Raw genomic sequence first — 26,186 nt, forward strand, 5'->3', positions numbered from 1 at the left:
GGTCCCGCTCGGTCGGTGAGTGGCTGCGGTGGTGGGTCGCTCAGACGGTGAGCAGGCTGGGTTTGGCGGCCTTGCTGGTGGACACGAAGTCGTCCGGTACGGGGTACTGGCCCAGTACGAAGTGGAGGATCGCGGCGTGCATGGCCTCGACCGGGGCGATGGTCGCCGCGGTGGCGATGCCCTGGGCGCTTTTCACATTGGCGGCCGCGAAGGTGTACGTCTGGGTCGCCTGGTCCTCCAGCGTCAGCGCGAGCCTGGCCACGCCCGGGACGTCCTTGACCTGGCCCAGTGCCTTGGTGACCTCGCCGCGGTTCGACAGGGGCACGCCCTGGATCGTGGGCTTGCCGGCTTTGGACAGGACGCTGTTCCATGCCTCGGCGTGGTCCTCGTGCTGGCTCATCGCGGTCTGGATGAAGGTGGCGACGGCTGGGGGGACCTTGCCCAGCTTGCCCGCCTCGGCCGCCTTCAGTGCCGCCTGATACGCCTCCACCGCCTGGTTCTCCAGAGCAGCGGCCAGAGCCACCACCTTCAGGTCACCGGTGTACCTGCTGGCCTTCCCGGTGGCTGATTCGGTGGGGCTGGACTCCGCCTTGTCGCCGTCGTCGTCTCCGCACGCGGCGAGTGCCAGAGCGGCCGCGACGCCGCCCCCTGCGGCGAGCAGCCGTCGCCGCCCCACGAGGCGGGGCCGCTGCTCCTCGGCGCCGGGCCCGGTTTCCGCGGCCTCGCGCAGTTCCAGGGAGAGTTGATGTGCCGCGGCATTCATGCCGGGCAGTGTGGCGCGGTGAGCTTCGTCCATGCCTTTGGTCAGGCTGGACAACTCTCGTTCGCTGATGGGCAGTTCGAAGTCGCGCTCGGCGTTCATTTCACGGCTCCTTCACTGACCGGCGAGGCGTCCTTGGTGGGGTAGAAGGCATCGGGGAAACCGACCTTGCCGATGGCCGCGGGCAGCTTCGCCACGTCCGTGGGAATCGCGATCAGGTCTTCCTGGCCACCGGCAAGCAGTGCCTGGACCGCGAGCAGCGTCGCCCGGTGCTGCGCCTCCACCGGCGCGACCGAGGCGAAGAGCTGACGCAGACTGGTGTCGGAGACCTGGCTGATGTTCTTGGTGTAGGTCTGCGCGGCCACGTCCTCCAACGTGAGGGCGAGCTTGACCACATCCGCAGACGTCTTGATCGACGGCAGCTGCTTCTTCACCACCGCGTCGTACTTCGGGTCGGGCTTGTTCTGTTCCTTGCCGCCCGCCTTGACGACGGCGGCGTTGAACGCCTTGCCGTGCTCCCTGTGCTGAGCGGTCGTCTTCTCGATGAACGCGAGCACCGTCTTGTTGCCGCTCTTGATGAACGGCAGCCCGGCAGCGGTCTCGTACACGCCGACCGCCAGGTTCTCCAGCGAGGCGGCGGTCTGGAGGGCCATGACGTCCTTGCTCGCCGCGACGGCCCGGCTCGTACCCAGCGCGCCGAGGGCCGCGGCGGCACCGGCAAGAGCGCCGCCACGCCGCCACCAGCCGTGCCCTGAGGGCCGCGAGGTCTCCGTGAAGTCCGCCAGAGCCGAGCGCGTCACACGCAAGGCGTCGGCGTTGAGGTCCTGCGACTGTTCGGTCAGCTCTGCGAGCAGCCTGCTGTCGATTCGTTCCGTGCCCACGTTCCGCTCCTTCCCTCGCACCGGCCGGCACGAGTACTGACCGAGCCTTTGCCCTCCTTGTGGGCAGCGCCTACGCAGTGGTCCGCATGGGCGAGCAGCACCACTCCCAGGGGTCAGGAACCGCCACCGGTCATTGCGTCCACGAGGCGACGAAGCGCTGCGCTTCCCTCAACTGGCCCCAGGTCCTCCTGGCCTTTGTTGCTCGTCCAGAGGAGTGGTCATGGACGGCACACCGCGATTCCGCCTTCGGGGCGCGGCACATACAGAGCTGACAGGCCACAGCCTGCGCCGCGGGCCGGTAGCGGGATCCGACCGGCGGTCAGCCAGTCCAAGGGAATCGGAGTCAAGAGATGTTTCGTGTGATCAAGAGCGCGGGCCTTGTCGTCGCAGCGAGCGCGGCACTGATCGGCGGCGCCGCCTCGGCCGCCTCCGCGAATGCTGATGCCGAGGGCTACGCGTCGCACTCGCCGGGCGTGCTGTCCGGCAATGTCGTCCAGGTCCCGATCCATGTCCCGATCAACGTCTGCGGCAACAGCGTCAACATCGTCGGTGCGCTCAACCCGACGTTCGGCAACGTCTGCGTCAACGGCGACGGTCACGACAAGCACGACAACGGCCACCTGGGCAAGGACTACCGCGGCTGACGCGGCACCTCCGTTGTGAGCCTGGGCTGGTACCCGTAATGCCGGGTACCAGCCCAGGTTTCTGTTATCCGGTAACCGCCGCCCCGTGCGCGGCCGATGCCGCCGTATAGCCGCACTCGATGTGCCGGGGAGGACGGATGGCTGTCTCTTGTCGTATGGGTGGCGCCCCGGCCGAGCGGGCGCCTCGACTCCTCTGGAGACTTCATGCGCAAGGCAGTCCTCGCGGTGGCGGTCACCGCTGCCCTGTCCACCGCCACACCCGCGCTGGCCGCAGGCCCCGACCACAGTGACGGCCACAAGGTTCTGAAGGTGACCGGGCTGACCGGCGACCAGCGCCTGGTGCAGTTCCGCGCCGACGGACGCGGCTCGGTCACCTCGATCGGAACAGTGGACGGCCTGAAGGGCGACACAAAGCTGGTCGGTATCGACTACCGCGTCCAGAACGGTCGGCTCTACGGGGTCGGCGACGCGGGCGGCGTCTACACACTGAGTACCGGCAACGCCGAGGCGACGAAGGTCTCGCAACTGAGTGTCGCCCTTGAGGGCACCGCCTTCGGCGTGGACTTCAACCCGGCCGCCGACCGGCTGCGGATCATCAGCGACACCGGACAGAACCTGCGCCACAACGTCGGCGCCGCCACCGACGGCACCGTCACCGACGGCGTGCTCACCAATCCGACCATGCCGCCGTCCACGGCCCTCGGGGTGACCGGCGCCGCCTACACCAACAACGACCTCGACGCGGCCACAGCCACGAGTCTGTTCGACATCGACACCGCCAACGACCGTGTCTCACTGCAGTCCCCCGCCAACGCCGGCACCCTCGCCCCCACCGGAAACCTCGGGGTCGACGCCGGCCCCAGTGCGGGCTTCGACATCTACTTCTCACCCAAGGACGGCAGCAACCGAGGCTTCGCCGCCCTCTCCACCAACGACTCCTACCGCTTCTACGAGGTCAACCCGCTCACCGGGGCAGCCACCGACGTCGGCGCCTTCCCCTCCGACCACCAGGTCTTCGACGTCGCCCTCCCTCTCGACCAGGATTAAGAGGCAGTCCTCCGCGTCGGCGCCGGGCGGGCCGCAGTGGCTCGCCCAGCGATGTCCTTGCCGTCTCCTCACCCCCGGAGGACACGGCCTGAGCCCCCGGTAGAGCCATCTGACCGGGGGCTCGGTGCTGGTGCGGCTCGAACGCATCCCGAAGCGGACCAATCCGTGAGGCCGACGGCTCCGAACATCCCATGGAGTCGTCGATCGTCCTGGAGGATCAGAGGGTGAAAGAAGCTGTCCGACTGCGCGGGGCTCCCGAACCCGGGCCGGATCTGCAGGAGCTGATGCACCGCGTCGCGGGCGGAGACCACGATGCCTTCGCGTCGCTGTACGACGCGGTGAGCGGACCGGTCCTCGGCCTCGTGCGCAGTGTGCTGCGCGACCCCGCGCAGTCCGAGGAAGTCGCCCAGGAGGTGCTGGTGGAGGTGTGGCGTACCGCTGCCCGGTACCGGGCGGAGAAGGGCGGTGTCATGACCTGGGTCCTGACTCTCGGCCACCGTCGCGCCGTCGACCGGGTGCGCGCCGCCCAGGCAGCCACGGACCGGGAGCAGCGTGCCGCTCTCCTGGAACGGATGCCTGCTTTCGACGACGTCGTGGAGCAGGTCGAGGCACGACTGGACCGTGAGCAGGTGCGCCGCTGTGTCCGCACGCTGACAGAGATTCAGCGCGAGTCGGTGACGCTCGCCTATTACCGGGGATTGACGTACCGGGAGGTCGCCGAACTCCTGTCGGTGCCGCTGGGCACCGTGAAGACTCGCCTGCGCGACGGGCTCATCCGGCTGCGCGACTGCCTGGGGGTGACGGCATGAGTACTGCCGATCTGCACACGCTCACCGGCGCCTACGCGCTGCACGCGCTGGACGATGACGAATACGCGGCTTTCGAACGGCACCTCGCCGACTGCGAGGCGTGTGCTCAAGAGGTGCGCGAACTGCGCGCCACCGCTGGGCGTCTCGGGATGGCAGTGTCCCTTGTGCCTCCGCCTGCCATGCGGGAGCGAGTTCTGGACGCCGCGACCAAGGTCCGCCAGGCTCCGCCGGTCACCGTCGGCGTGCAGCCGTCGGCGCTCCGTGTGGCACGCGGGCAGCGGCTGCTGCGGTACGCCCTGGCTGCCTCTCTTGCCGCCGCGGCGAGCCTGGGCGGGGTGGCGGTGTGGCAGTACGACAGGGCGGAAGAGGCCCAGAACGAGTCCGCCAGAGCGCGGGACGACGCCCAGTCCGTCGCCGCGGTACTCGGCGCACCGGATGCCACCGCCCGGTCCGCACGCCTGGCAGGCGGCGCCGGTGTCACCGTGGTGGTGTCGCGTGAGCGGGACAGGGCGGTGTTCGCGGCCGACGGGCTGCCGCGCCCGGAAGGCGGACGGGTCTACCAGTTGTGGTTCGACGACGGCGGTCGGATGCGCCCTGCCGGACTGCTCGACGCGAACGGCAACGCGCGTCCTGTGCTGATGGATGGCCGTATCGGCAGCGCGACGGGTATGGGGATCACCGTCGAACCGGCCGGAGGGTCACCGCAGCCGACCTCCCGCCCGGTGGCAGTGATGCAGTTGCCTGCCTGAAACCGTGGGTGGCCGCGCCGCGGGTCATCCGCGGCGCGGCGGGCGGGGAAAGAAGCCGCTGGTACGCGCCGCGTAGGCGGCGTAGCCGGGCCGGTCGGCCATGTGCTCCTCCAGGAGGCGCTTTCCGCTGCCGGCCGTCAGCAAGTACGTCATCACGAGAGGGGAGACGGCCACGGCGGCGGCGACCACGGGTTCCTGCCCGAGGAACAGGAACAGTCCCCACCACACGCAGAAATCGCCGAAGTAGTTGGGGTGACGGGTCCATTTCCACAGGCCTCGGTCCATGATCCGCCCGCGGTTCTTCGGGTCAGCCCGGAAACGCGCGAGCTGGTGGTCGCCGCCGGCCTCGAAGCACAGTCCCACCGCCCACAGCGCGGTCCCGGCGGCAGCCCACGGTCCGGGTCCGTCCGGCAGATACATGGCGGCCTGCACCGGCAGCGAGACGAGCCAAACCAGAGCGCCCTGGAGCAGGTAGACCATGCGCAACGCATAGGCGCTCCGGCTGCCGGGCGCCTTGGCGAGCAGCCGCTCGTACCGTGGGTCCTCGCCGTGCCCCCGGCCCCGGCGGGCGATGTGCGCGGCAAGACGAAGGCCCCACACCGCCGTCAGCGCGGTGACCAGGAAACGGCCGGCCGGGTCGCCCGTGCCCGCCGCGCACGCGCAGGAGACGACGGCCACGGCGGTGAAGCCCACGCCCCACGCCACGTCGGCCAGTCGATGGGTTCCCTGTCGCACGGCCACCGCGAAGGTCACGAGCATCACGGTCAGTGCCGCCCCGGCCGACGGCGCCAGCCCCAGGGCGAACTGTTCCCATGGATAGTCGTTCATGACGCGCTCCCGTGCCCGGCGTCAGGATCGAGCGGGCCACGGTCCTCGTACCATGCGCGGCAAGTTGGGGGCATTCCACTGCCGCCGTCCTGTTCGCGTCGCACCGCGAGGATCTGGTCGACGCCCATCCGGCCCTCTTCGAAGGCCAGTGCGCCTCCGGCGAGGTACAACTGCCAGACACGGGTCGTCTCCTCCCCGACAAGATCTGCGAACCGCGCCCGCCGGGACTCAAGGGTGCGTCGCCATTCCTCGACGGTGCGGACATAGTGCTCGCGCAGCGACTGGACCGCGCACACCTCGAGACCGGCGTCCTCCAGCAGGCAGACCGTCCTGCCCAACGGCCGCATGTGCATGTCCGGTGCGATGTACCTCTCGATGAACGCGCCCCCGCCCGGGGCCGATGCGCCGCGGGACATCTGCTGCACCAAAACCCTCCCGCCGGGCCGCACCCGCTCGTACAGAGCCCTGGCGAAGGCGGGATAGCGCGCGTCGCCGACGTGTTCACCCATCTCGATACTCGCGACGGCGTCGTACTGTCCGGGCCGGATGTCCCGGTAGTCGTGGCACTCCACCTCCACATGACCGGTCAGGCCCTGAGCCCGCACCCGGTCTTCGAGGTGGGCGGCCTGCTGCGCGGACAGCGTGACCGCGGTGACGCGTACACCGTGACGACCGGCGGCGTGCAGGGCGAGCGCACCCCAGCCGCAGCCGATGTCCAGAAGGCGGCTGCCAGGGCCCAACGCCAGTTTGCGGCAGATGAGTTCGAGCTTGTCGTGCTGTGCGTCGACCCCGGTGTACCCGGCGCGTTCGCTGGTCCAGTAGCCGCAGGAGTACGCCATGGTCTCGTCGAGCAGCAGTTGGTAGAACGCGTTGGACAGGTCGTAGTGATGACCGATCGCGGCACGGTCCCTGGCTCTGCTGTGCAGGGGGCCCTTGAGCCGGGCACGTGAGCCGGGTGCGGCGGGAGACAAGCCCGCCGCACCCATCCCGACCAGCACCGGCAGCACGCGTGCCAGCGCGGCGGGCGACGGCCCCCTGCGGTTCGGCTCCCTCCGGTGCACCGCCCGGCGTACGAGCCGCAGCGCCTCCTTCAGGTCCCCCTCCACGTCGATCTCGCCGCTGATGTAGCCCTCGGCGAGGCCGAGTTCGCCGGGCTGCCACAGCAGTCTGCGCAGGGCGAGACGGCTGCGGATGTACAGGACCGGACTTTCCGGGGGCCCGTACCGGCTGTCGTCCCAGGCCTTCAGCTGTACGGGCAGCGGCTCGCCGAGGAGGTGCTCGGCGAGCAGGGCGAGGCGTGCCGCCGTGGTCGTCGCGGTCGGTGCGGTGCGGGTGACGGTCATCGGCGCGCTCCTGACTTGGTGAGGAGGAGTTGTTGCACGTCGAGGTATCCGGACCGGAATCCGGCTTCGCAGTAGGCGAGGTAGAAGGTCCACATCCGGGAGAAGGAGTCGTCGAAGCCGAGCGTGTGCACCTGCTCGCGGTGTCCGGTGAAGCGTTCGCGCCACAGGCGCAGGGTTTCGGCGTAGTGCGGCCCGTACCGGTCGCGGTGGCTCAGGCGCAGCGCGGTGTGCCGCTCGGTGATGTCCCGGACCGCCCGGACGGAGGGGATGAGACCACCGGGGAAGATGTACTTCTGGATCCAGGTGTGGGTGCGCCGGGTGGCACGAAGCCGGTCGTGCGGCATGGTGATCGTCTGCAGCGCGGCCCGGCCGCCGGGGGCCAGCCGCTGGTCGACGACGGTGAAGTAGCGTGGCCAGAACTCTTCGCCGACTGCCTCGATCATTTCCACACTCAGGACGGCGTCGTAGCGGCCGGTGGCTTCCCGGTAGTCGCACAGTTGGACGTCGACCAATGAGGAAACGCCGGATGAGGCTGCCCGTCGGCGGGCCACGGAGCGCTGTTCGGTGGACAGGGTCAGGGTGGTGACGTGCGCGCCGCGCCGAGCGGCACGCAGGGCGAGCTCGCCCCATCCGGTGCCGATCTCCAGGACCCGTGTTCCCGAACCGACCTCGGCGAGATCGAGCAGCAGGTCGATCTTGTGCCGCTGAGCGGCGGCGAGGTCGGGCCAACTGGCAGGCAGTGAGGGGAACACCGCGCTGGAGTAGGTGAGGGTCTCGTCCAGGAACAGGGCGAACAGGTCGTTCGACAGGTCGTAGTGGTGGCTGATGTTGGCGCGGGCAGCCGTCGGCGTATTGCGGCTCTGCGACGGGTGCCGGGGTGCCCACAGGCCCCGCAACCGTTGCAGAGAAGGCGGGACGAGAGTCGTCGCGTGGTCGGCGAGCACAGCGAGTACTGCGGGGAGGTCGGGGGCGTCCCAGTCCCGGGCCAGGTAGGACTCGCCGAAGCCGATCAGACCCTCTGCGCCGATGCGGCGGTACAGATCGTCCGGACGGTGCAGGCGCAGCTCGGGGCCCCCGAGCCCGAACTCCGGTTCCCCGGCCGGGCGTACGGTCAGCGGCAACCGTTCCAGCGCGCGCCCCACGACGGCCCGGGCGAGCGCGGTGCGCGGTGCCGAAGCGGCCGGGAGCGGAGGTGTTCCCGGCCCTTCGCCCGTCGCGTACCGGGGGCGGGCCGACGAGGGGCGAGGGGGACGTACGAGCTCATCGCATTCCTTTCTGCGGCCGGTGCGCGGGGCGCTCGCGGACCGGCAGACCGCGCAGATACAGCCTGATGCCGTGCACACGGATCGCCGCGGCAACGGCCAGGGTGGACAGAGGGTGCCGGACAGCCAGGCGCAGCAGGGCGGCCGGGGTGACCGCTCGCCGCTCGCCCCACACCCGGGCAATGAACGGAACGCCTCCCGCGCGCTCCAGACGGACCGTCAGGTCGAGGCGCTCGCCCGGCTCCGGCAGCCGCATCCGGTACGACCCGTCGACCGGGAAGAACGGCGAGACGTAGAACTCCTTGCGCGCGTGGGCCGTACCGTCCGGGCCGGGCCGCAGGAGATAGCAGTGCCGCTGTCCGTAGGTGTTGTGGACCTCCGCCACCACACAGCGCAGTGTTCCGTCGGGCGCGTGGCACCAGTAGACGGTCAGCGGGTTGAAGACGAAGCCGAGCACCCGGGCGTGAGCGAGCATCAGGACGCGTCCACCCGCGAGGTCCACGCCGCGGGCGGCCAGGAACGCTTCAAGGCCCGCGCGCAGCGAGGTCGTGCCGGGCCCGAAGTGATCGCGGGCGTCGAACCGGGCGAGCGCGCCGAGCGGCCAACGCGGCCGGGGCGGCCGGTCGGCGTCGATCAGCCACAGATATGTGCGGTGCCGCATGCGGTGTCGCACGGGCAGGGTGCGCACATGGGTGACCACGCAAGAGTACAGCGCGGGTACGACCGTCCGGTCCGTCTCCGGTCCGGGTGCCGCTGAGCCTGCGGCGCGCGGGCCGGCACGCGGACCGGTACGCGCAGTACGGCGGGGCCCGTGGCTCCGGGCGAAGATGCCGGTCACCACGGCACCCCCAGCCGCCGGGCTGCTTCCGCCCCTGATCGGCAGCCGTCCTCGTGGAAACCCCAGCCGTGGTAGGCACCGGCGAACACCAGCCTGGCATCGCCCAGCGAAGGAAGTTCGCGCTGTGCGGCCACCGACTCCGGTGTGTAGATGGGGTGTTCGTAGTGCATACGGGCGAGCACCTGCTCCGGCCGCACGCGTTGCTCACCGCCGAGCGTGACCACGAAGGTCTCGGGGGAGTCGAGTCGCTGCAGCCGGTTCATGTCGTAGCTGACGCGTACCCGGTCCCTGCCCGCCTCGCAGGACGGCAGCAGATAGTTCCACGAGGCACGGGCGCGCACGGCACCGGGCAGCAGCTCGGTGTCGGTGTGGAGCACCGCGGTGTTGGGCGCGTACTCCAGGGTGCCGAGCACGCGCCACTCCCGGGCCGTGGGACGGGCCAGCATGCGCAGGGCCTGGCGTGGATGGGTGGCCAGCACCACCGAGTCGTACTGCTCCCTCGCGCCGTCACCGGTGACCACCTCGACGCCGTCCCAGTGCCGGACCACGGCGCGCACAGGCGAAGCGGGGCGGACAGCGTCGACCTCCTTGGCGATCCTCTCCACGTAGGTCCGGGACCCGCCGGTGACCGTGCGCCATTGCGGCGAGCCACTGACCGACAGCATCCCGTGGTGTTCGAGGAAGGCGAAGAGGTAGCGGGCCGGATAACGGCGGGCCGTCGCGGTGTCGCAGGACCAGACACAGGAGACGAGGGGCGTCGCGAAGTGCGAGACGAAGTAGGGGGAGAAACGGTGCTCCGTAAGGAACTCACTCAATGTGCGGTCGCCCCCTTCCGGGGCGCTCCCGGAGGCCGCGGCGTGTGTGTCCGCAGAGGCGGGCGGCCTCTCGCGTGACCTTCCGCCTGCGGCGGGGATCTCCCCGGCGGCGGGTGCCGCTCCCAGCAGCCTGCGAGCGGCCCGGTGGAAGCGCGGCACCTCCGCGAGCATCCGAAGGAACCGGGGATTGCCCAGGTTCGCGGGCTGGGCGAAAACGCCGGGTAGTCCCAGCGCCCCCGCGTACTGCAGCCCGCAGCCCTCGCAGCTCACGGACATGCTCATCTCCGAGGGCTGCGTGTCCACGTCCAGCTCCGCGAACAGCCGCAGCAGGTTCGGATAGGTACGCCGGTTGTGCACGATGAACCCCGAGTCCACGAGGTGCACGCCGCCGTCCGAGGACGTCAGTTCATGAGTGTGGGCATGCCCGCCGAGACGGCCGTCGGCCTCGTAGAGGGTGACGTCGTGTTCCTTCGCGAGGATGTACGCGGCGGTCAATCCCGCGATCCCGCTGCCGATCACCGCGATCCGCCGCTTGCCGCTGGGCATACCCCTTGCCTCCCCTCGCGTCCGGGAACCCGTCTGGGCCTGTATGCGATTCGAAGCAGACGCCGCCGCGGATGGGTCTGTGGGGGGCTTCGCGGCCGATCACAAGAAATCGCCGCCGGAACAATCCGGGACGAGCTGGAGGAGCTGAGTGCCGAACACCCCGCGTGAGCGAGGAGCGACGCAACGATGCGACGGCGGCCCCCCGGCAGGGCAGGTGTTCCTGCCGCCGAGGGGCATAACCGCCTCCTGAGCCGCGGACTCGGTGCGCTCAGCGCTCTGCTGTCGGCACTCGCCGCGCTGGCTGTCGCCGAACTCGCACCAGAACAGCGCCCGTTGCCGGAGTCGCCCGGGCACAGCAGCGCGGCATCAGCAAGGTCGAGGTACGCGTCGACGGCGGGCCCAGGGCATCGATGCCCGACCACCCCTCGCCGCGCAAGCAGGCGGTCGTACCGTTGGCGCTGCGGGGCTGCTCACTAGGGCCCGGCAGCGGCTCGCACCGTAATGCCGAGGCCCACGAGCAGGACCAGAAGCGAGGTACCCACAGGTCCGTAGCGGGCGAGGAACCGCAGCAGCGCGGTACGGGTGTCCGCAGTGCCGCGCAGACGGGCTTCGACCCGATCGCGGAGACGGACCAGGAGCAGGCCCGCGAGGGTGAGGGTGGCGGCCATGCCGAGGCCGTAGGAAAGGACCAGCAGCACCCCGAAGGCCGTACGGCCCAGAGCGATGGCGCCGAGCAGGACGACGAGCGCGGTGGGGCTCGGCACGAGCCCCCCGGCGATGCCCATACCGATCAGCCCGGATCGTTGCGTCCCGGCCGCACGGCTTCCTGACTCCGGGTGAACGTGCCCGTCCGAGGCATGGGTGTGGGTGTGGGGGGTGGCGCTGCGCGGGGGTGCGGTCAGTACAGGGCTCGTGCTCCCCTTCACCATGTGGTCCGCCGACTGCGGGCCGAGCGGCAGAGCGTCCGCTGGTGGCCGGTGCCCATGGGCCGACCCGTGGGCGTGGTCGTGGTCATGGGGCTCGTTCGGCTCTGCAAGGTGGGATGCCGAATCGTGCGGTTCGCCCTGGGGGTGCGGGTGGCTGTGTGAACCATCGGGTCCGTGGCTGTGGTGATGCGTGTGGCCGGCGTGATGGTGATGGCCGCCGTGGTGATGGCCATGGTGGTGAGGGTGAGGACCGTGGTGGTGATGGTGGCCATGCGGAGCGGGCCGCTGCAGCAGCGCACAGCGCAACAGCCACAGGCCGATGACGGTGACGATGAGCCCGCTCGCCAGTCCGAGCCAGGTGAGGACGGTTTCCCCGGCCAGGTGGGTGGTCAGGGGCAGGACGATGCCGAGGGCGAGTACGCCTGCGGTGTGGGTGAAGGTGACGGTGGCACCTACGGTCACGGCGTCGCGGGGAGTTCCCCGGCGCCCGGCGAGGTAGGCAGCCATGATGGTCTTGCCGTGCCCGGGAAGCAACGCGTGCGAGGCGCCCAGAACCACGGCAAGGAGCAGGGCGAGCAACCCGACCGGGACCGTGAGTTCACGACTGCCGACCAGCGAGTTGAAGAAGCCGGTGACACGACCCAGCGCCTCTCCCACCGGCCCTGCCTGGGAAAGCGTGCTCTCCACGGCGGCGGCGGGACTTCCCGCTCCGGCTTCGACGCGCAGGTGGGCGGACTTCTGGTCCAGGGCGTCGGCCAGCGGGTCGGACGGGTAGCGACGGAGCTCGTGGGTGAGGGAGCGGGCGGGGACATCGGAGTCGGTCACGCGGACGTCCTCGCCGCGGGCGGTGATCTCACGCCAGCCGATGCGCCGGCTGTCGTATGCGGTGTGCACCGCCACTTCCGACGGGAGGGGCAGGCGGGCCTTGGAGGTGAGTGCGCACTGAAGTCTGCTCGTCCTCAGCCCGGCCTCGCCCGCCGGGAACGTCAATGAGGTGCGAGTCCGAGTCCAGGAAACGGGGTGGTGCGCGATGCTCACCTTGAGTTGGTCGGCGAGTTTCTCGCAGCTCTTGCGCGCGTACGAGCGGGCTTCCGCGTCGTCGATGCGGCCGCTGTGGTCACGGTCGACGACAGGGCGCTCCTGGGCGGCGGCGATCTCGGCCCGGTCGACGACGACCAGAGCGTCGACGCGGCCGGGGTGGAAGGTCAGCCCGGTGTAGTGGTTGACCGTGAAGTTGCCCAGCGGGTGCGCCTCGGCGGCGGGCGCCGCCGCAACGGCGCCCGCGCAGACGAAGAAAGCCGCGGCCAGACAGGACAAGGAGCGGCGCGGGGACAGGTTCATCGGGCGGCGTCGCTTCCGCTGAGCACGGAACGAGCTCGGTCGGCGTGCAGCGGGTGGAAGTGCGGGTCGATGTCCAGGGCCTGCCTGAGGTCCTGGCGTGCTGCGCTCATGTCGCCGAGGGAACGGTGGATCATCCCGCGGTGGTAGTGGAAGAGCGCGCTGCGGGTGCCCAGTTCCAGGGCCTTGTCGGCCTGGACGAGCGCTTCGCGGTGACGGCCCGCACGGTGCAGGGCCCAGCCGTAGGCGTCGTGGACGGCGATGAAGGGTCTGTCTCGCACCGCGTCCCTTCCCATCGTGACGGCGCGGCGCGGGCTGCCGTGGTCGGCTTCGAAGAGGACGGCGTCGACGTCCGCCACGCCCTTGCCCGCGCGGCGCGTGGCGTCCTGAGCACGCAGTACCTCGTACTGGTCCTCGGCCTGCTTCCGGTGCCCCAGTGACTGCTGGAGTTCGCCGAGGCCGAGCAGAAACTGAGGCAGCGGCGCAACGCTCACGGCGGCGTTGTAGTCGCTCACCGCCTGCGCGGTGTTTCCCAGCGCCGCATGCGCGCGGGCGCGGGCCTCCAACAGGGCGGGGTCGCCCGGCGACATGTCCAGACCCGCCTCGGCGTGCCGGAGCGCCGTGCGGGCATCACCCGTGTCCTGGGCAAGCGCGGCCAGGTGGACGTAGGCGAACGCCCGCTCCGCCGGAGTCGGGGCAGCTCGCAGTGCCCGTCGCATCAGAGTGCGGGCCTGCGCGGTGTCGCCGCGCAGCTCCCAGGAGTAGGAGGCGCGAGCCAGCGAGGCGGCGTCCGGACGCAGGTCGACCATGCGCTGCACGGCACGGTAGGAGGCCTCGTACCGCCCCAACTGCGTGTAGGCATCCGCGAGGACGCCGTAGCCCGTGGGACCGGACGGGTTCGTCGCGGTGGCCCGCTTCGCCCAGTACAGAGCCTGATCGAAATCGTGGCGGGCGGCGGCGAGAGCGCCCATGCCGGCCTCGGCCTGGTAGTTGTCCTCGGGCTGCAACTTCAGCGATTTCCGCAGCGCACTCTCCGCACGCGTATACGTGGCGGGGTCGGCGGTGGAACGCGCCTCCTGCACGTAGGCCATGCCCAGACCGGCCCAGCCGGACCAGTCTCCGGGCACTTGGCTCACGCGCTCTCTGAGGGCCGCGACCGACCCTCGGGCCGCTGCCGTACTGCCTCCGGCCGAAGTTGCCCGGCCGCCCCCGGAGGAGTCGTCGGGGGACAGGAGCACAGCCCCGGTGGCGAACAGGGCGACGCCCAGAGCAAGGGCGACAGCCGCGTTGCGCAGTCGTCTGCGGCCAGGTGGCACGGGTGCCGAATCGTCGGTCGGCCTGGGCACAGGGTCCCTTCCTGTCAGTACTCGATGTCAGTGCTCGGTATCAGTGCTCGATACGGAAAGTGAGAGCAACGGCGGTAGCCGGGAAGCCCTGTTGGGCGCGACCGTCAAGGCCGCGCCCAACAGGGCCGGAACGCGGAAGGACCGCGCTCTGGAGGATGCCTCGGGCAAGAGGTGTCAGGCTCCGGCCTTGCGGCGGCGCAGACGGTAGCCACCCGTGGTGAGCATGAGCGCCCCGAAACCCGCCATTGACGAGGCGTGCGCGTCCTTGAACGGCCAGCCGTCGTCCCCGCCGGGACCGTCGTCGCCACCGCGGTTGACGTTCTGCGTGTGCGGCTGCGCGAGGTAGGGGAAGCGGTCCTCGAAGGGCACCTCGTTGGTGTCCACTTGATCCCCGTCGGCCAGCGCCTCGACGAGCTCACCGGTCTGGGCAGCGCCTTCGACCGCCTGCAGCGAGATGTCCAGGACATCGTCGGCAAGGCGCCTGCCGTTCGGGAAGCCCGCCAGGTCACCGGCCAGTACACCCAGACGCTGCGGCTCGGCGGTGGGCGGCACCGCCATGTTCAGGCGCAGTTCCTCGGCAGGCACGATCTCGCCCACCGCCGCGTCCTTGTTCAGACGGTGGGAGTTCAGGTCGGCCTTGATCGGACCGCATGCCTTGCAGATACCCGTCAGATAGATCTCCACCAGGTCGTTGCGCGGAGGCTTCGGTGCCGGGATCCCGTACACCTTCTCGATCACCTTGGGCAGGATCGGGTCGAGGACCTTGTCCACCACCGGCTGCACCGTGCGGTCCTGGTCGGGCGAGATCGAGTTGAACGCGTCCTTGTACTTCAGCGGGACGACGACCTCGTTGACCAGCGGGTTGCCCAGCCTGGAGACCTGACGCCAGCCTGTGTTGTTCTTCTTCTTACGGCTGTCGGTGACCGTCGCACCCTGACGCTCGGTGGTCGACCACACCCCGACGACCGGGTTGCGCGTCGTGTCGCCCTTCAGCGCGAGAGCCTTCTTGGGGATCTGCAGGGCCACAGAGTTGACGTTGTAGCCGGCCAGGGTGTCCTGCCCGCGCTCGCTCAAGTCCCCGCCGTACAGCAGGTCGAAGACCCTGAGGTCGGCGAAGAACGGGTCCTCGGCCTGCCCAGCGAACGCCTTCCCGCCGTGCTTCAGCCCCCGCACGGCCTCGTCACGCAGCCTCGGGTAGTCGGGCATCGACGCATTACCCACACGCGAGGGAGCGGTCGGCGCTCCGCGCAGGAGCGTCTTGGTGCCGTGCGACGTGGTGACCGTCAGATCGTAGACCTGACGGAAATTCAGGTCCGGGTCGTTGAACGAGGTGACCGGACCCGTGTTGTAGAGGAACTGGTTCGCCGCGTCCCGGATCAGATTGCGAAAACGCCACGTGTACGTGATGTCCGCTTTGCCGTCGCCCGTGTTGTCGATCTTGATGTGGTACTTGGCGTCGTCGGCGAAGGCGTAGAAGTTCGGCCCGCCGTTGGGCTCCTCGAAAGGAATCCAGTTCGCGGCCAGGGTCACCGTGTCGTCGCGGTCGGGACTGGTGAACGCGTACACATCGGTGTTGTCGGCCCGCGGGTCACCCGCGATCAGGGGAGCTTCACGGTGACTGGAGGCCACACTGGTTCCCGGCGCCAGCGTCAGCACGACCAGGCCGGTGGTCAGCGCACCGGCGCCGAGGACGAGCAGCGACTGGTCGAGCAGACGCCGCCTGGGGGGTCTGGCAGAAGTGGACGTCAAGACTGATCCTTTCGGCTGGGACCCCGTCAAAGCCGCCCGGAGGGAAGGGCGACGGGCTGGGTCCACGTGGGGGGTGGGCGACCGGCCGACGGACGGGAGCGGAACGCGACCGGACAGCTTCGTCACGGGCGCGAACCGGCACAGGTCACACACATCGCCAGACAGCCGGGTACGCAAGGATCAGAAAAGCACGGGCAGAGCCATCGAATTCCTCATTCCGTGACCGTGTGGGAATAGGAAAGGGGATGTGATGACGAGAAATCGCAGGCAGCGGCGGGCGGTCGCCACTTGCCGCGACAGGCAAATTCATTGACGACACGTCGGATATCGTTAGCCCACTCGGGACTCGCCTCTTATTGCAATAAATGTGCAATAGGGATTGCTCGTGGGGTTGCCCGTACGTGCCCATGGAGGTGCGGGCTTATGGGTTGGGCCTTGTGCATGTGCCGCACGGCCATCGGCCGGAGATGCCCACAAGAGAGCGAGCGCCCCAGGGGCGCCGCCCCTCGCCGGAGACACCTCGATACAGTCCGGAACGCACCGCCGCCGGTGGCCCAATTGGCAGGCCCCCGGCGGCGGTCACGCTTTCTTGGGCGGTACGCGATGTCAGGCGAGCAGGCGCTTCCAGTCGGCGGGAGTCAGCACCCGTCCCCCGGCGGTGCGGCGGCCGCCCGAGTCGCGCAGTGCGGCGAGGGCGCGGCCGACTTCCTCGTGGGCGTTCTCGAAGACGCGCGGGGTGAGCAGCGGCCAGATGTCGGAGCCGAGATAGCCCGTCTCGTCGACCGTCCGGTGCCAGGTGGCCGAGCACACGTGCTGCTCGACACCGTGCACCGCGGCCAGCTTGACCACGGCCTCCTTGGTCGCCGGACCGAAGACCCCGTCCGCCCGCAGTGAGCCGAACCCCCTTGCGCGCAATAGGTGTTGGGCGGCGCGCACCCGGGCCCCGGTGCTGCCGGGCCGGAGCAGCGGCCAGACGAGCGGGGCCGTGACGCGGGGCAGGCCGAGGGTGCCGGAGACCGCGTCGCGCAGTTCCTGGAGGCGGCCGTAGAGCACATTGCCCGGGCACTCGGTGGAGTTGAAGTCGCGGTGGCCGAGGATGTTCTCCACCGGCCGGTTGTACTGGCCCGCGATCCACGCGACCAGGGCGACGAGGGAGTCCCACAGCGCGGGAGGTACGTCGACGTCCGTGTACAGGCCCTCGTTCTCGATCCCGATGACCTCGCTGTTGCGCCCGCCCACGTTCGCACCCTGGACGTGCTGGACACCGCCGCGGACCACCTCCAGACTCCGGTGACGGCCCTCCAGAAGGAAACCGCCACGGCTGTTGGTGAACTGCTGGCCCGTGTCGCCCCAGCCGCGTCCGTCGATGTGGAAGTTCTGGATGTCGCGGCAGATCTGCATGGCGTGTTCCAGCGAGTAGTCCTCGCTGTTGCCGGGCTCGGCGGTGTGGTGCACCGCGATGAACGTCGGCACGTGGTCCTCGACGACGATGTCGATCTCCGGCGGGCGCGCGGCCCACTCGGCGGTGGTGTAGATACGCGGCTCCACGGCGTTGACGCGCGTAGCACCGGGACGGACTCGGGCGGGTGATGCCGCGTGCGCGGCCGAGGCGGCGCTCCAGCCGGTCGCGCCGAGCGCGGCGGCGACCGCGGTCGTGCGCAGCAGCGCGCGGCGGGCGGGTGTGGGGGAACCTGGCTGTGCCGTCATCGCGGACTCCTCGTGGAGAGTGGGGGGAATGGGGCTGGACGGTCGTGACGGACGGTGGGGGCCGAACGCACCCGTACGGAAGGGGTGTTGGGGGCTGCCGGACGGAGCGAGGGTGCCGGGTTGATACCCAGCCAGCAAAGGGGAGTGAACGTGGACCTGACAACCCTGTGCGGTAGTTGGTCGGTGAACTTTCACCGCCGCCGCAAACGGAGCGGGTGTGTTTCTCCCACGAGCGGACAAACGCCGCCGGAGTTTCGCAGGTCCGACCTCTGAACGGGGCCGCCGCAGCCCCGCTGACGCTTCGTGAGAGTGTGAGGGCCGTTCACGTGAGGCTTGGAGAGAGGGCAGCAACGGGTGACAGCGGGGGACGGTCGGCCGACCGTGGAACTGACCAGAACACACCGGATTCTCATCGGCGTGGTGGTGGCCGGTGCGGTGGTGATCGCGGGGATCGGTTTCGCGGGTTCGTACGCGGCGGTGCGTGAACTCGCGGAGAAGAAGGGCTTCGGCGACTTCTCGCTGGTCTTCCCGATCGGTATCGACGCGGGTATCTGTGTGCTCCTCGCGCTGGATCTGCTGCTGACGTGGATCCGTATCCCGTTCCCGTTGTTGCGGCAGACGGCGTGGCTGCTGACGGCGGCGACGATCGCGTTCAACGGTGCCGCGGCCTGGCCCGATCCCCTCGGTGTGGGGATGCACGCGGTGATTCCGGTGCTGTTCGTGGTCGCGGTGGAGGCGGCCCGGCACGCGATCGGGCGGATCGCGGACATCACCGCCGACAAGCACATGGAGGGCGTACGGATCAGCCGCTGGCTGTTGTCCCCGGTGCCGACCTTCCTGTTGTGGCGGCGGATGAAGCTGTGGGAGCTGCGTTCCTACGAGCAGGTCATCAAGCTGGAGCAGGAACGGCTGGTGTATCAGGCGCGGTTGCGTTCGCGGTTCGGGCGGGGGTGGCGTCGTAAGGCGCCGGTCGAGTCGTTGATGCCGCTGCGGCTGGCGAAGTACGGAGTACCGCTCGCCGAGACCGCCCCCGACGGACTCGCCGCCGCGGGTCTGGATGCGAACGGCAAGCCGCTGGGCTTTGATTCCGACGGCCATGCCGAGACCCGGTGGGAGGTACGCGCCGCCACCACGGAAAGCACCCTCACGGGCCGAATTCCCGGCCCCCGCAAGGAACTCGACCCGGCGGCGGCGCGGGAGGCGGACCGTACGGCGGTCTCCGCGCGGGCCGCGGTGCCGGGTCCGCACACGGCCGAGCACCAGCCGCAGAGCGCCGTGCAGGAGTCCGGCGCGGCCGGGCCCGAGCACGCGGGGCAGGCCGGGCCTGCGGACGACGGCACGAGCGTCGAGCCGGAGGTGGAGGCCGCCGAGCAGAGTGCCGAGGAACCCTCCTGGGAGACCTGGGAGGAGTTCTACTTCGAGGCGTTCACGCAGTACGTGGCGGAGCAGAACATGCACCCCACCGCGTACCAGCTCTCCTGGTACCTCATGCAGCGCTACGGCGTGACCGACGCCTTCGGCAACCCGCTGAACGAGTCCGAACTCGCCGGGCACCTCCACGAGTTCCAGCGCCGCCTCCCGGTCGTGGCGGAGGAGCCCGCCGGGCACCCCGACCAGGGCGCGGTGCACGACGTGGACCTCGGAGCCGACGGCGTCCAGGGGCACCCGGCCGAGGAGGCGGAGGGACCGGCCCCCGACGCGGCGGAGCGTACGGACGACCCGTACGCCCAACTGACCGCCGCCGACCGCTACTGCCTCGCCTGGCTCCACCTGCGGGAGGGCGAGGGCCGGGAGCCGGGCGCCGAGGAACTCGCCGGCCACCTCGCGGCCCAGGGCGTGACCGGCCGCTCCGGCCGCCCGATCAGCCCCGCGACCCTGCGCCGGTACTACGTGGAGTTCCGGATCTACGGTGCCTGGTCCGCACTGCGGGCCGAGGGCGGCGCCCCCGATCCGCGGGTCCTGGTGGAGGTCCTGGCCCAGCACGGGATCACCGGCCAGCACAACTCGCTCATCGACGAACAGGACCTCGCGGCCTACCTGCCGGACTTCGAGCGGCGCTGGCAGGCGGTCGGGGCGCTGGTCGGCGACTGAACCGGAGCGGCCCTCGGCCGACCGGAAGAGTTCTGCCCCGGTGAACACGAACGGCCTTCGGGCCGGTGCGGAGTGCGCCGCACCGGCCCGAAGGCCGTGATGTCACCTGGCTCAGCTGTGCTGGTCCGCCTTGGGGGCGGACACCTGGCGCCGCGCCCTGACACGGTCGCGGAGCACGGCCAGACCGACCACCACGGCCGCGGCGAGCACCGACAGAACGACCTGCTCGCGGGTGTCGTCCTTGGTGAGCATGTAGACCAGGACGAAGGAGATCATGCCGATCGTCGCCCAGGTCAGATACGGGTACAGCCACATCCGTACGACGAGCCGTTCCGGGTGCTCGCGCAGGATGATCCGGCGCATCCGCAGCTGCGAGAAGCAGATCACCAGCCAGACGAACAGGGCCACCGCACCGGAGGAGTTCAGCAGGAACTCGAACACGGTGTCCGGCCACTGGTAGTTGAAGAACACCGCGAGGAAGCCGAAGGCCACCGAGGACAGGATCGCCGTCTGCGGGACGCCGCGCCGGGTGGTGCGGGCGAAGGACCGCGGGGCGTCGCCCCGGCCGCCGAGCGAGAAGGCCATCCGGGAGGCGGTGTACAGGCCGGAGTTGAGACAGGACAGGACGGCCGTCAGGACGATCACGTTCATGACCTGACCGGCGTGCGGGATGCCGATCTCGTCCATCGCGGCGACGTACGAGCCCTTCTCGGCGATCGCCGGGCTGTCCCACGGCAGCAGCGCGACCACGACGAAGATCGAGCCCAGGTAGAAGATGCCGATCCGCCAGATCACGCTGTTGGTCGCCTTGGTCACGGCACGGCGCGGATCCTCCGACTCGCCCGCGGCGAGCGTCACGATCTCACTGCCCATGAAGGAGAAGACGACCATCAGGACGCCGGTGAGAATGGCATCGGCCCCGTTGGGCAGGAAGCCGCCGTGTGAGGTGAGGTTCGAGAAGCCGTCGCCCCCGCCGTCCGAGCCCGGCAGGATGCCGAACACCGCGAGCCCGCCCACCACGATGAAGGCGGCGATGGCGAAGACCTTGATCCCGGCGAACCAGAACTCGAACTCGCCGAACGAGCCGACCGACACCAGGTTGGTCGCGGTCAGCACCACCATCACGATCAGCGCCCACGCCCACTGCGGTACCGAGGGCACCCAGCCTTCGAGGATCACCGCGCCCGCAGTCGCCTCGATCGCGAGGACCACGACCCAGAAGAACCAGTACAGCCAGCCGATGGAGAACCCGGCCCAGCGGCCGAGCGCGCGGTCCGCGTAGGCGGAGAAGGAGCCGGAGGTGGGGTCGGCCGCGGCCATCTCGCCCAGCATCCGCATGACGAGGACCACCATGGTCCCGACCAGTGCGTAGGACAGCAGGATGCCCGGGCCCGCGGCCGCGATGCCCGAGGCCGAGCCGACGAACAGGCCCGCGCCGATGACACCGCCGATCGCGATCATCGACAGGTGACGGTTCTTGAGTCCCGCCTTCAGGCCCGCGTCCGCGGCCCCGGTACTCGCGACACTCTGTGCGTCCTGCTCATCGCCGGAGGGCCCCTTCGTGAGGCGTGGGGAAGGTGTCGTCATATCGCTTCCAGAGGGGGGAGGGGAGCAACGGTCCGCCGTACGGGACGGAGGGGCGGCGACCGGTGCGCAGTCACGCTCGGCGCGCGCTGACCACCGATCGCAGGTGGCTGGACCTTCTCGCGCCGGTCATCTCCTGTCCACCCTGGGGGCTGTGAAAGTGAGGTGAATCTCTTTCGTGGCCTTTATATCGAGTGTGAACATGGCTCAATTTCGAGCGCTCGAAGGTTGTCACGAGTAACCCTGGGTAAAGCTACTGATGCGTGGTGCGCTGCCGGACGCTGCTTGTATCCCCGTATTTGCTGGGTCGATGCTCCCCGCGTGGTCTTGAATTAACTCGCTGTGTCCGCTCCAAATACTTAGCCTGCGCTCATGACCGAGACGCCGAACGCCCCACAGGACCAGCTGCCCCCGATGCCCGAGGACTGGCAGCGTGCCCTCGCGGTCGTGGCCCACCCGGACGACCTGGAGTACGGCTGCTCCGCCGCGATCGCCGCCTGGACCGACGCGGGCAAGGAGGTCGCCTATGTGCTTGCCACCCGGGGCGAGGCCGGTATCGACACGATCGACCCGGAGACCTGCGGCCCGCTGCGCGAGCGCGAGCAGCGGGCGAGCGCCGCGGTGGTGGGCGTCTCCCAGGTGGACTTCCTGGACCACCGTGACGGCGTCGTCGAGTACGGCATCGCGCTGCGCCGGGACATCGCCGCGGCGATCAGGAAGTACCGTCCCGAGCTGGTGATCACCCTCAACCACCGCGATACCTGGGGCGGCGTCGCCTGGAACACCCCCGACCACGTGGCGGTCGGCCGCGCGACACTCGACGCCGCGGGCGACGCCGGGAACCGCTGGATCTTCCCGGAGCTGGCCGAGGCGGGACTCGAACCCTGGAACGGTGTGCGCTGGGTCGCGGTGGCGGGCACCGTACGCCCGACGCACGCCGCCGACGTCACCGCCGGTCTCGACCGCGCCGTGCGCTCGCTGCTCGAACACCGTGCCTACATCGAGGTCCTGACCAAGGAGGACCCGGAGGCGTACTGCCGCTCCTTCCTCACCGCGAACGCCGAGGCGCTCGCTCCCCGGTTCGGCGGTCGGCCCGCGGTCGGCTTCGAACTCTTCGGTCGCTGAGTCGCTGAGTCGCTGTCCGTAGTGCGACCCCATCCGAGTGGGGTGCCGCATCGTCCAAGTGGGGTGCCGCGCAGGCGACTTGAGTGGCCAGGCCGCCCCGGCCCGTCGGCGTACGAAGCCGACGGGCCGGGGCGCGTTGACCGCTGCCGCCGTGCCCGGCCGGGTCAACTCGCCACTGCGACAGAGGTGTTCGAGCGCCCCCAACCGCCCCTCCCTCGGCGGCATCCGCCGGGTGAAGCCCGGGCCACCGGGACGCGCGCGGAGTGAACCCGTGGTGGCTATCGCGACAACTCCCCTTCCGGGGACTGCCTGTCGGGCACCCGTGAACCTCATACTCGCTGAGGTCCGTTCGGCTCAACCAGGGAGGCAGTCATGGCCCTCACCACTCGCCGCAGAGCCCTCACCGCCGTCGGCGGCGCCTCCGTCGCCGCCCTCGTCTCGCCCGCCCTGCTGTTCGGCGGCAACGGCACACCGGTCGCCCACGCCCAGACGCCGCGTCGGGAGCCGGGCCCGGAGCCCCACTTCCGCGCTCACGCCCACAACGACTACGAGCACACCCGTCCGCTGTTCGACGCGCTGGACCACCGCTTCGGCAGCGTCGAGGCCGACATCTTCCTCGTCGACGGCCAGTTGCTCGTCGCGCACGACCCGGTCGACCTGGATCCGGCCCGTACCCTCGAATCGCTCTACCTGAAGCCGCTGCGGCAGCGCGTACGGGCCAACTGGGGCTCGGTCTACCGTGGTTGGCGTGAGCCCTTCCAGCTTCTGATCGACATCAAGACCGAGGGCGCGGCCACCTACCGGGCGCTCGACGGCGTCCTGCGCCGTTATCCGGAGCTGTTCACCCGGTACCACGGCGGCCGGGTGCGCCCCGGCGCGGTCACCGCGGTGATCTCCGGCGACCGGGCGGCACGCCCCGTGATGGAGGCCCAGCGCGACCGCCTCGCCTTCTACGACGGACGGCTCACCGACCTCGACGGACCCGCCGACGCCCGCTTCATCCCCCTCATCAGCGACAACTGGACCAAGAACTTCACCTGGCTGGGCGTCGGCGCCTTCCCCGCCGCGGAGCGCGAAAAGCTGCGCGGCATCGTCTCGGCGGCACACGGGCGCGGCCAACAGGTCCGGATGTGGGCGACCCCCGACCTGCCGGGCGCGCCGCGTGAAGCCCTGTGGAGTGAACTTCTCGCCGAAGGCGTGGACTTCCTGAACACCGACGACCTCGCGGGCCTCGCCGCATTCCTGGAGGCCCGGGGCGCCTGAGGCCCACGCTGCGCAGCTCTGTCACCACCAGTCATACACGTTCGGGGGACATGCCACGCACTCGTGCTCAACCTCCGCTACGCGACACTTGCGCCCAAAAGCCGCGCGTGTCGACGTGGCGGAGGAGGGTGACGTGGCCATTTCCATCTCTGTGGTGCTGCTGCTGGCGATCCTTGCGGTGGTCTTCGTGCGCAACGGCGCGCTGAAGACCTCGCATGCGGTCGTCTGCGTCCTGCTCGGTTTCTGTCTGGCGAGCACGAGCATGGCCCCGACCATCAACGACGGACTCGCCGCGACCGCCGAGATCGTCGGCCGCCTCGATCCGTGACGGCGCCCGCGCGGCGGCTCACTCCCGTGTGAAGACCCCGATGCCGGTGGAGACCAGCCGCTCCACGCCGCCGTCGGCCGGGTGGTTGCGAACGGCGACGGAACCGGCGCCGTCCTTGCGGGCCACCAGCGTGCTGGAGCCGCCGCCGTCCAGGTTGATCGCCGCTTCGGCGCCCAACTTCCGCATCAGCGCGGCGAGTTCGGTGAGCGTCAGTCCGGTCCGGTACTGCGGCGACCCGTCGAGCGCGAGCAGGAACAGCCGTTTGCCGTCGGCGGAGAACCCGGCCGCCGCGCGCGGCGCCGAAGCGGTGCTGTTGAGACCGTCCAGCGGCTCTCCGTCGCGCAGTACGGGGAACCCGCCGATCGCGAAGCCGTAGGCGACGCGCGAGCGCGCGGCCACCAGCCGGTGCCGCTCGGACACCGGGTCGCCGACGGAGAGCTTGCGCAGTTCGGCCGCGCCCTTCTCCCGGCCCACGAGCACGAAACTGCCCTTGGGTACCTGGCCGCTGCCCGGCGTCTCACCGGTCGAGGCCACCCGGCCCGCCCGTACGGTCACTTCGTACACGTCAGGGGAGCAGGGCGCCCCGCGGTCGGTGTCGGTGCCGCAGGTGGGCCGCTTGCGGGAGACGCTGCCCCAGTCCGGGGTGTACGCGCCGATGGCGTTCTCGGGCAGCGCGTACTGGTTGAGCCCGCCCAGCGGCAGGGTGCGCCCGTCGGCGACGACCGACCCGTCGAGCGTCAGCTTGTCGAGGCGGGCCCGGTCGTCGGTGCCGACGCCGAGCACCTCCTTGGTGGTCACACCGGGCGGCATGGCGGGGCCGTGCCGCTGCCCGTCGGGCACCGCGCCCTTGAACGCACGCTGGTCGGCCACCGCGGGTCCCACCGAGGCCCAGGTCGGGTCGACGCCCGGGTGCTGGCTCTCGTTGTTGTTGAAGAAGTCCCCGTTGATGGCGGCCACCGCGCCCTGGGCATCGGCCAGATGGGAGACCGCGTCCCGGTCCGAGACCGTGCCGGGGTGCAGCAGGTCGACCTTCACATGCGGGTCGGTCAGGTCGACGGTGAGCACATGGGCGTGGGTGGTGCCCTTGGCCGCCTCGACGTCGAAGTGGTCGTAGCCCACTCCCCGGGCGATGTCCTCGACCGCTGTGTGCGCGGTCGCGGGCGCCGCTTCCCAGAGCACGGTCGCGGCCAGTGCGCTCCAGGCGGTGAGCGCGGTCAGCACGGTCCTGCCGTGTGCGATACGTCGAGTCACGGGTCCGGCTCCTCCTGGGTGAACGCCAACGGCCCTGTGCCATCGAGGAGTTCAGCACCGCCGGGCTCCCCGGCCGGTGGCGCCACACCGACCTGCGGGTGAAGGGCGGGGAAAAGTCACCCCGACCGGGGGAGGGGTGCTGGTCGGGCGGAGGGTGGCGCGGCTCCCTGCGTCAGGCGAAGTTGACGAGGCGTATGTAGCGGGACCAGTCCCAGTACGGGCCGGGGTCGGTGTGGTCGGCGCCGGGGACCTCGTGGTGGCCGATGATGTGCGCCCGGTCCTTGGGGATGCCGTACTTGTCGCAGATCGAGGCGGTCAGCTTCGCGGACTCCTCGTACAGGGCGTGGGTGAAGTACTGGGGCCGGTCCACCCAGCCCTCGTGTTCGATGCCGACGCTGCGCGTGTTGTAGTTCCAGTTGCCCGTGTGCCAGGCGATGTCCCTCTCCCGCACGCACTGCGCCACATGGCCGTCCTGCGAGCGGACCAGGTAGTGCGCGGAGACCTGCTTGGCGGGGTCCTGGAAGATCTTGACGGTGTCGGCGTAGGTCTCCTGGGTGACGTGGATGACGACGAAGTCGATCCGGTAGCTGCTCGGGCGGCTGGAGAGGGTGTAGTTGCGGGTGCTCGCGGGCATGTGCTCGGCCGGCGGGTAGTCGCCGGTGAGGGGGCCGACCGAGGCGTGGGCGCCCAGGGGGAGCAGGGTGGCGGGAACCGCGAGTGCGGCGCCCTGGAGGACACGGCGCCGAGTGAGGAAGCCGGGTGCACGATCCATGGCGGGTCTGCCTCTCGTGTCGTGCTCGACGGGGTGACGCCGAGCAGCGGGGAGCACCCGGGCAGGGCCGCGTCGGGACGGAGGCTCCCGGGGCAGGGGGACCGGCGTCGCGGCGGGTTCACGGCGGGCCGGTGCTCGCGCGCTCGGTGACCGGCAAGTCGGCGGTCGGCGGTCCCGGGCGTCA

Annotated in this window: 21 protein-coding genes and 1 pseudogene; 8 read left to right on the top strand and 14 right to left on the bottom strand. The window is 70.2% G+C overall.

Annotated elements, in window-relative coordinates; genetic code table 11:
• Nucleotides 1-40: 40 nt before the first annotated feature.
• Together HUT18_RS32635 and HUT18_RS32640 are read right to left on the bottom strand one after the other, a co-directional pair.
• On the bottom strand, nucleotides 41-862 hold the full coding sequence (locus HUT18_RS32635; protein WP_254878905.1) for a ferritin-like domain-containing protein: 822 nt from the start codon (nucleotides 860-862) through the stop codon (nucleotides 41-43).
• Nucleotides 859-1,641 (bottom strand): ferritin-like domain-containing protein, encoded by a 783-nt coding sequence (locus HUT18_RS32640; protein ID WP_176104105.1) that lies wholly within the window; start codon nucleotides 1,639-1,641, stop codon nucleotides 859-861. The genes HUT18_RS32635 and HUT18_RS32640 overlap by 4 nt, the downstream gene beginning before the upstream one ends.
• A gap of 350 nt (nucleotides 1,642-1,991) precedes the next feature.
• Between HUT18_RS32640 and HUT18_RS32645 the strand changes: the two genes are divergently transcribed.
• The 4 genes from HUT18_RS32645 to HUT18_RS32660 all read left to right on the top strand — a co-directional run bounded on the left by HUT18_RS32645 (nucleotide 1,992) and on the right by HUT18_RS32660 (nucleotide 4,890).
• Nucleotides 1,992-2,285, top strand: a complete 294-nt coding sequence (locus HUT18_RS32645; RefSeq protein WP_176104106.1) for a chaplin — start codon at nucleotides 1,992-1,994, stop codon at nucleotides 2,283-2,285.
• Between the two features lie 204 nt (nucleotides 2,286-2,489).
• Nucleotides 2,490-3,332 carry a DUF4394 domain-containing protein gene (locus HUT18_RS32650; protein ID WP_176104107.1) on the top strand — a complete coding sequence of 281 codons (843 nt, stop codon included), beginning with the start codon at nucleotides 2,490-2,492 and terminating at the stop codon, nucleotides 3,330-3,332.
• Between the two features lie 224 nt (nucleotides 3,333-3,556).
• Nucleotides 3,557-4,141 carry a sigma-70 family RNA polymerase sigma factor gene (locus HUT18_RS32655; protein WP_176104108.1) on the top strand — a complete coding sequence of 195 codons (585 nt, stop codon included), beginning with the start codon at nucleotides 3,557-3,559 and terminating at the stop codon, nucleotides 4,139-4,141.
• On the top strand, nucleotides 4,138-4,890 hold the full coding sequence (locus HUT18_RS32660; RefSeq protein WP_176104109.1) for an anti-sigma factor: 753 nt from the start codon (nucleotides 4,138-4,140) through the stop codon (nucleotides 4,888-4,890). The genes HUT18_RS32655 and HUT18_RS32660 overlap by 4 nt, the downstream gene beginning before the upstream one ends.
• A gap of 24 nt (nucleotides 4,891-4,914) precedes the next feature.
• Here HUT18_RS32660 and HUT18_RS32665 read toward each other — a convergent pair whose 3' ends face one another.
• The 9 genes and pseudogenes from HUT18_RS32665 to HUT18_RS32705 form a co-directional block, all read right to left on the bottom strand.
• Nucleotides 4,915-5,718 carry a DUF1295 domain-containing protein gene (locus tag HUT18_RS32665; protein WP_176104110.1) on the bottom strand — a complete coding sequence of 268 codons (804 nt, stop codon included), beginning with the start codon at nucleotides 5,716-5,718 and terminating at the stop codon, nucleotides 4,915-4,917.
• Complete coding sequence (locus HUT18_RS32670; protein ID WP_176104111.1) at nucleotides 5,715-7,061, bottom strand: cyclopropane-fatty-acyl-phospholipid synthase family protein; 1,347 nt, start codon at nucleotides 7,059-7,061, stop codon at nucleotides 5,715-5,717. Before HUT18_RS32670 ends, HUT18_RS32665 begins: the two co-directional genes overlap by 4 nt.
• A pseudogene (locus tag HUT18_RS32675) lies at nucleotides 7,058-8,245 on the bottom strand (class I SAM-dependent methyltransferase); the annotation flags it as partial. The pseudogene HUT18_RS32675 and the gene HUT18_RS32670, both read right to left, overlap by 4 nt.
• 76 nt (nucleotides 8,246-8,321) lie before the next feature.
• Nucleotides 8,322-9,023 (bottom strand): DUF1365 domain-containing protein, encoded by a 702-nt coding sequence (locus HUT18_RS32680; protein ID WP_303246569.1) that lies wholly within the window; start codon nucleotides 9,021-9,023, stop codon nucleotides 8,322-8,324.
• Nucleotides 9,024-9,157: 134 nt separating this feature from the next.
• A complete protein-coding gene (locus tag HUT18_RS32685; protein ID WP_176104112.1) occupies nucleotides 9,158-10,522 on the bottom strand; it encodes an NAD(P)/FAD-dependent oxidoreductase in 1,365 nt (454 codons plus the stop codon).
• Nucleotides 10,523-10,995: 473 nt separating this feature from the next.
• Nucleotides 10,996-12,789: a sulfite exporter TauE/SafE family protein gene (locus HUT18_RS32690; protein ID WP_176104113.1), complete on the bottom strand. Its 1,794-nt coding sequence runs from the start codon at nucleotides 12,787-12,789 to the stop codon at nucleotides 10,996-10,998.
• The gene (locus HUT18_RS32695; RefSeq protein ID WP_176104114.1) at nucleotides 12,786-14,132 is read right to left on the bottom strand and encodes a tetratricopeptide repeat protein; all 1,347 of its coding nucleotides are present in this window, start codon (nucleotides 14,130-14,132) and stop codon (nucleotides 12,786-12,788) included. The genes HUT18_RS32690 and HUT18_RS32695 overlap by 4 nt, the downstream gene beginning before the upstream one ends.
• A 174-nt stretch (nucleotides 14,133-14,306) precedes the next feature.
• The gene (locus HUT18_RS32700) at nucleotides 14,307-15,881 is read right to left on the bottom strand and encodes a DUF4331 domain-containing protein (protein ID WP_176104115.1); all 1,575 of its coding nucleotides are present in this window, start codon (nucleotides 15,879-15,881) and stop codon (nucleotides 14,307-14,309) included.
• Nucleotides 15,882-16,487: 606 nt separating this feature from the next.
• On the bottom strand, nucleotides 16,488-17,588 hold the full coding sequence (locus tag HUT18_RS32705) for an N-acetylmuramoyl-L-alanine amidase (protein WP_176104116.1): 1,101 nt from the start codon (nucleotides 17,586-17,588) through the stop codon (nucleotides 16,488-16,490).
• A gap of 381 nt (nucleotides 17,589-17,969) precedes the next feature.
• Here HUT18_RS32705 and HUT18_RS34105 point away from each other — a divergent pair, with 381 nt between their 5' ends.
• A complete protein-coding gene (locus tag HUT18_RS34105; RefSeq protein ID WP_254878906.1) occupies nucleotides 17,970-19,679 on the top strand; it encodes a DUF2637 domain-containing protein in 1,710 nt (569 codons plus the stop codon).
• A gap of 111 nt (nucleotides 19,680-19,790) precedes the next feature.
• On the opposite strand, the gene HUT18_RS32715 is transcribed toward HUT18_RS34105, so the two are convergent.
• Nucleotides 19,791-21,266, bottom strand: coding sequence for an amino acid permease (locus HUT18_RS32715; RefSeq protein WP_176104117.1), 1,476 nt, complete (start codon nucleotides 21,264-21,266; stop codon nucleotides 19,791-19,793).
• Between the two features lie 369 nt (nucleotides 21,267-21,635).
• Between HUT18_RS32715 and HUT18_RS32720 the strand changes: the two genes are divergently transcribed.
• The 3 genes from HUT18_RS32720 to HUT18_RS32730 all read left to right on the top strand — a co-directional run bounded on the left by HUT18_RS32720 (nucleotide 21,636) and on the right by HUT18_RS32730 (nucleotide 23,979).
• Nucleotides 21,636-22,388 carry a PIG-L deacetylase family protein gene (locus tag HUT18_RS32720; protein ID WP_176104118.1) on the top strand — a complete coding sequence of 251 codons (753 nt, stop codon included), beginning with the start codon at nucleotides 21,636-21,638 and terminating at the stop codon, nucleotides 22,386-22,388.
• Between the two features lie 372 nt (nucleotides 22,389-22,760).
• On the top strand, nucleotides 22,761-23,651 hold the full coding sequence (locus tag HUT18_RS32725) for a phosphatidylinositol-specific phospholipase C/glycerophosphodiester phosphodiesterase family protein (RefSeq protein WP_176104119.1): 891 nt from the start codon (nucleotides 22,761-22,763) through the stop codon (nucleotides 23,649-23,651).
• A 133-nt stretch (nucleotides 23,652-23,784) separates the two neighbouring features.
• The gene (locus tag HUT18_RS32730; protein WP_176104120.1) at nucleotides 23,785-23,979 is read left to right on the top strand and encodes a hypothetical protein; all 195 of its coding nucleotides are present in this window, start codon (nucleotides 23,785-23,787) and stop codon (nucleotides 23,977-23,979) included.
• A gap of 18 nt (nucleotides 23,980-23,997) precedes the next feature.
• Here HUT18_RS32730 and HUT18_RS32735 read toward each other — a convergent pair whose 3' ends face one another.
• Both HUT18_RS32735 and HUT18_RS32740 read right to left on the bottom strand, forming a co-directional pair.
• The gene (locus tag HUT18_RS32735) at nucleotides 23,998-25,230 is read right to left on the bottom strand and encodes a phosphodiester glycosidase family protein (RefSeq protein ID WP_176104121.1); all 1,233 of its coding nucleotides are present in this window, start codon (nucleotides 25,228-25,230) and stop codon (nucleotides 23,998-24,000) included.
• A 172-nt stretch (nucleotides 25,231-25,402) separates the two neighbouring features.
• Nucleotides 25,403-26,002 (bottom strand): N-acetylmuramoyl-L-alanine amidase, encoded by a 600-nt coding sequence (locus tag HUT18_RS32740; RefSeq protein ID WP_176104122.1) that lies wholly within the window; start codon nucleotides 26,000-26,002, stop codon nucleotides 25,403-25,405.
• Nucleotides 26,003-26,186 lie beyond the last annotated feature (184 nt).

It is taken from the genome of Streptomyces sp. NA04227 (genome assembly GCF_013364195.1).
GTDB lineage: Bacteria > Actinomycetota > Actinomycetes > Streptomycetales > Streptomycetaceae > Streptomyces.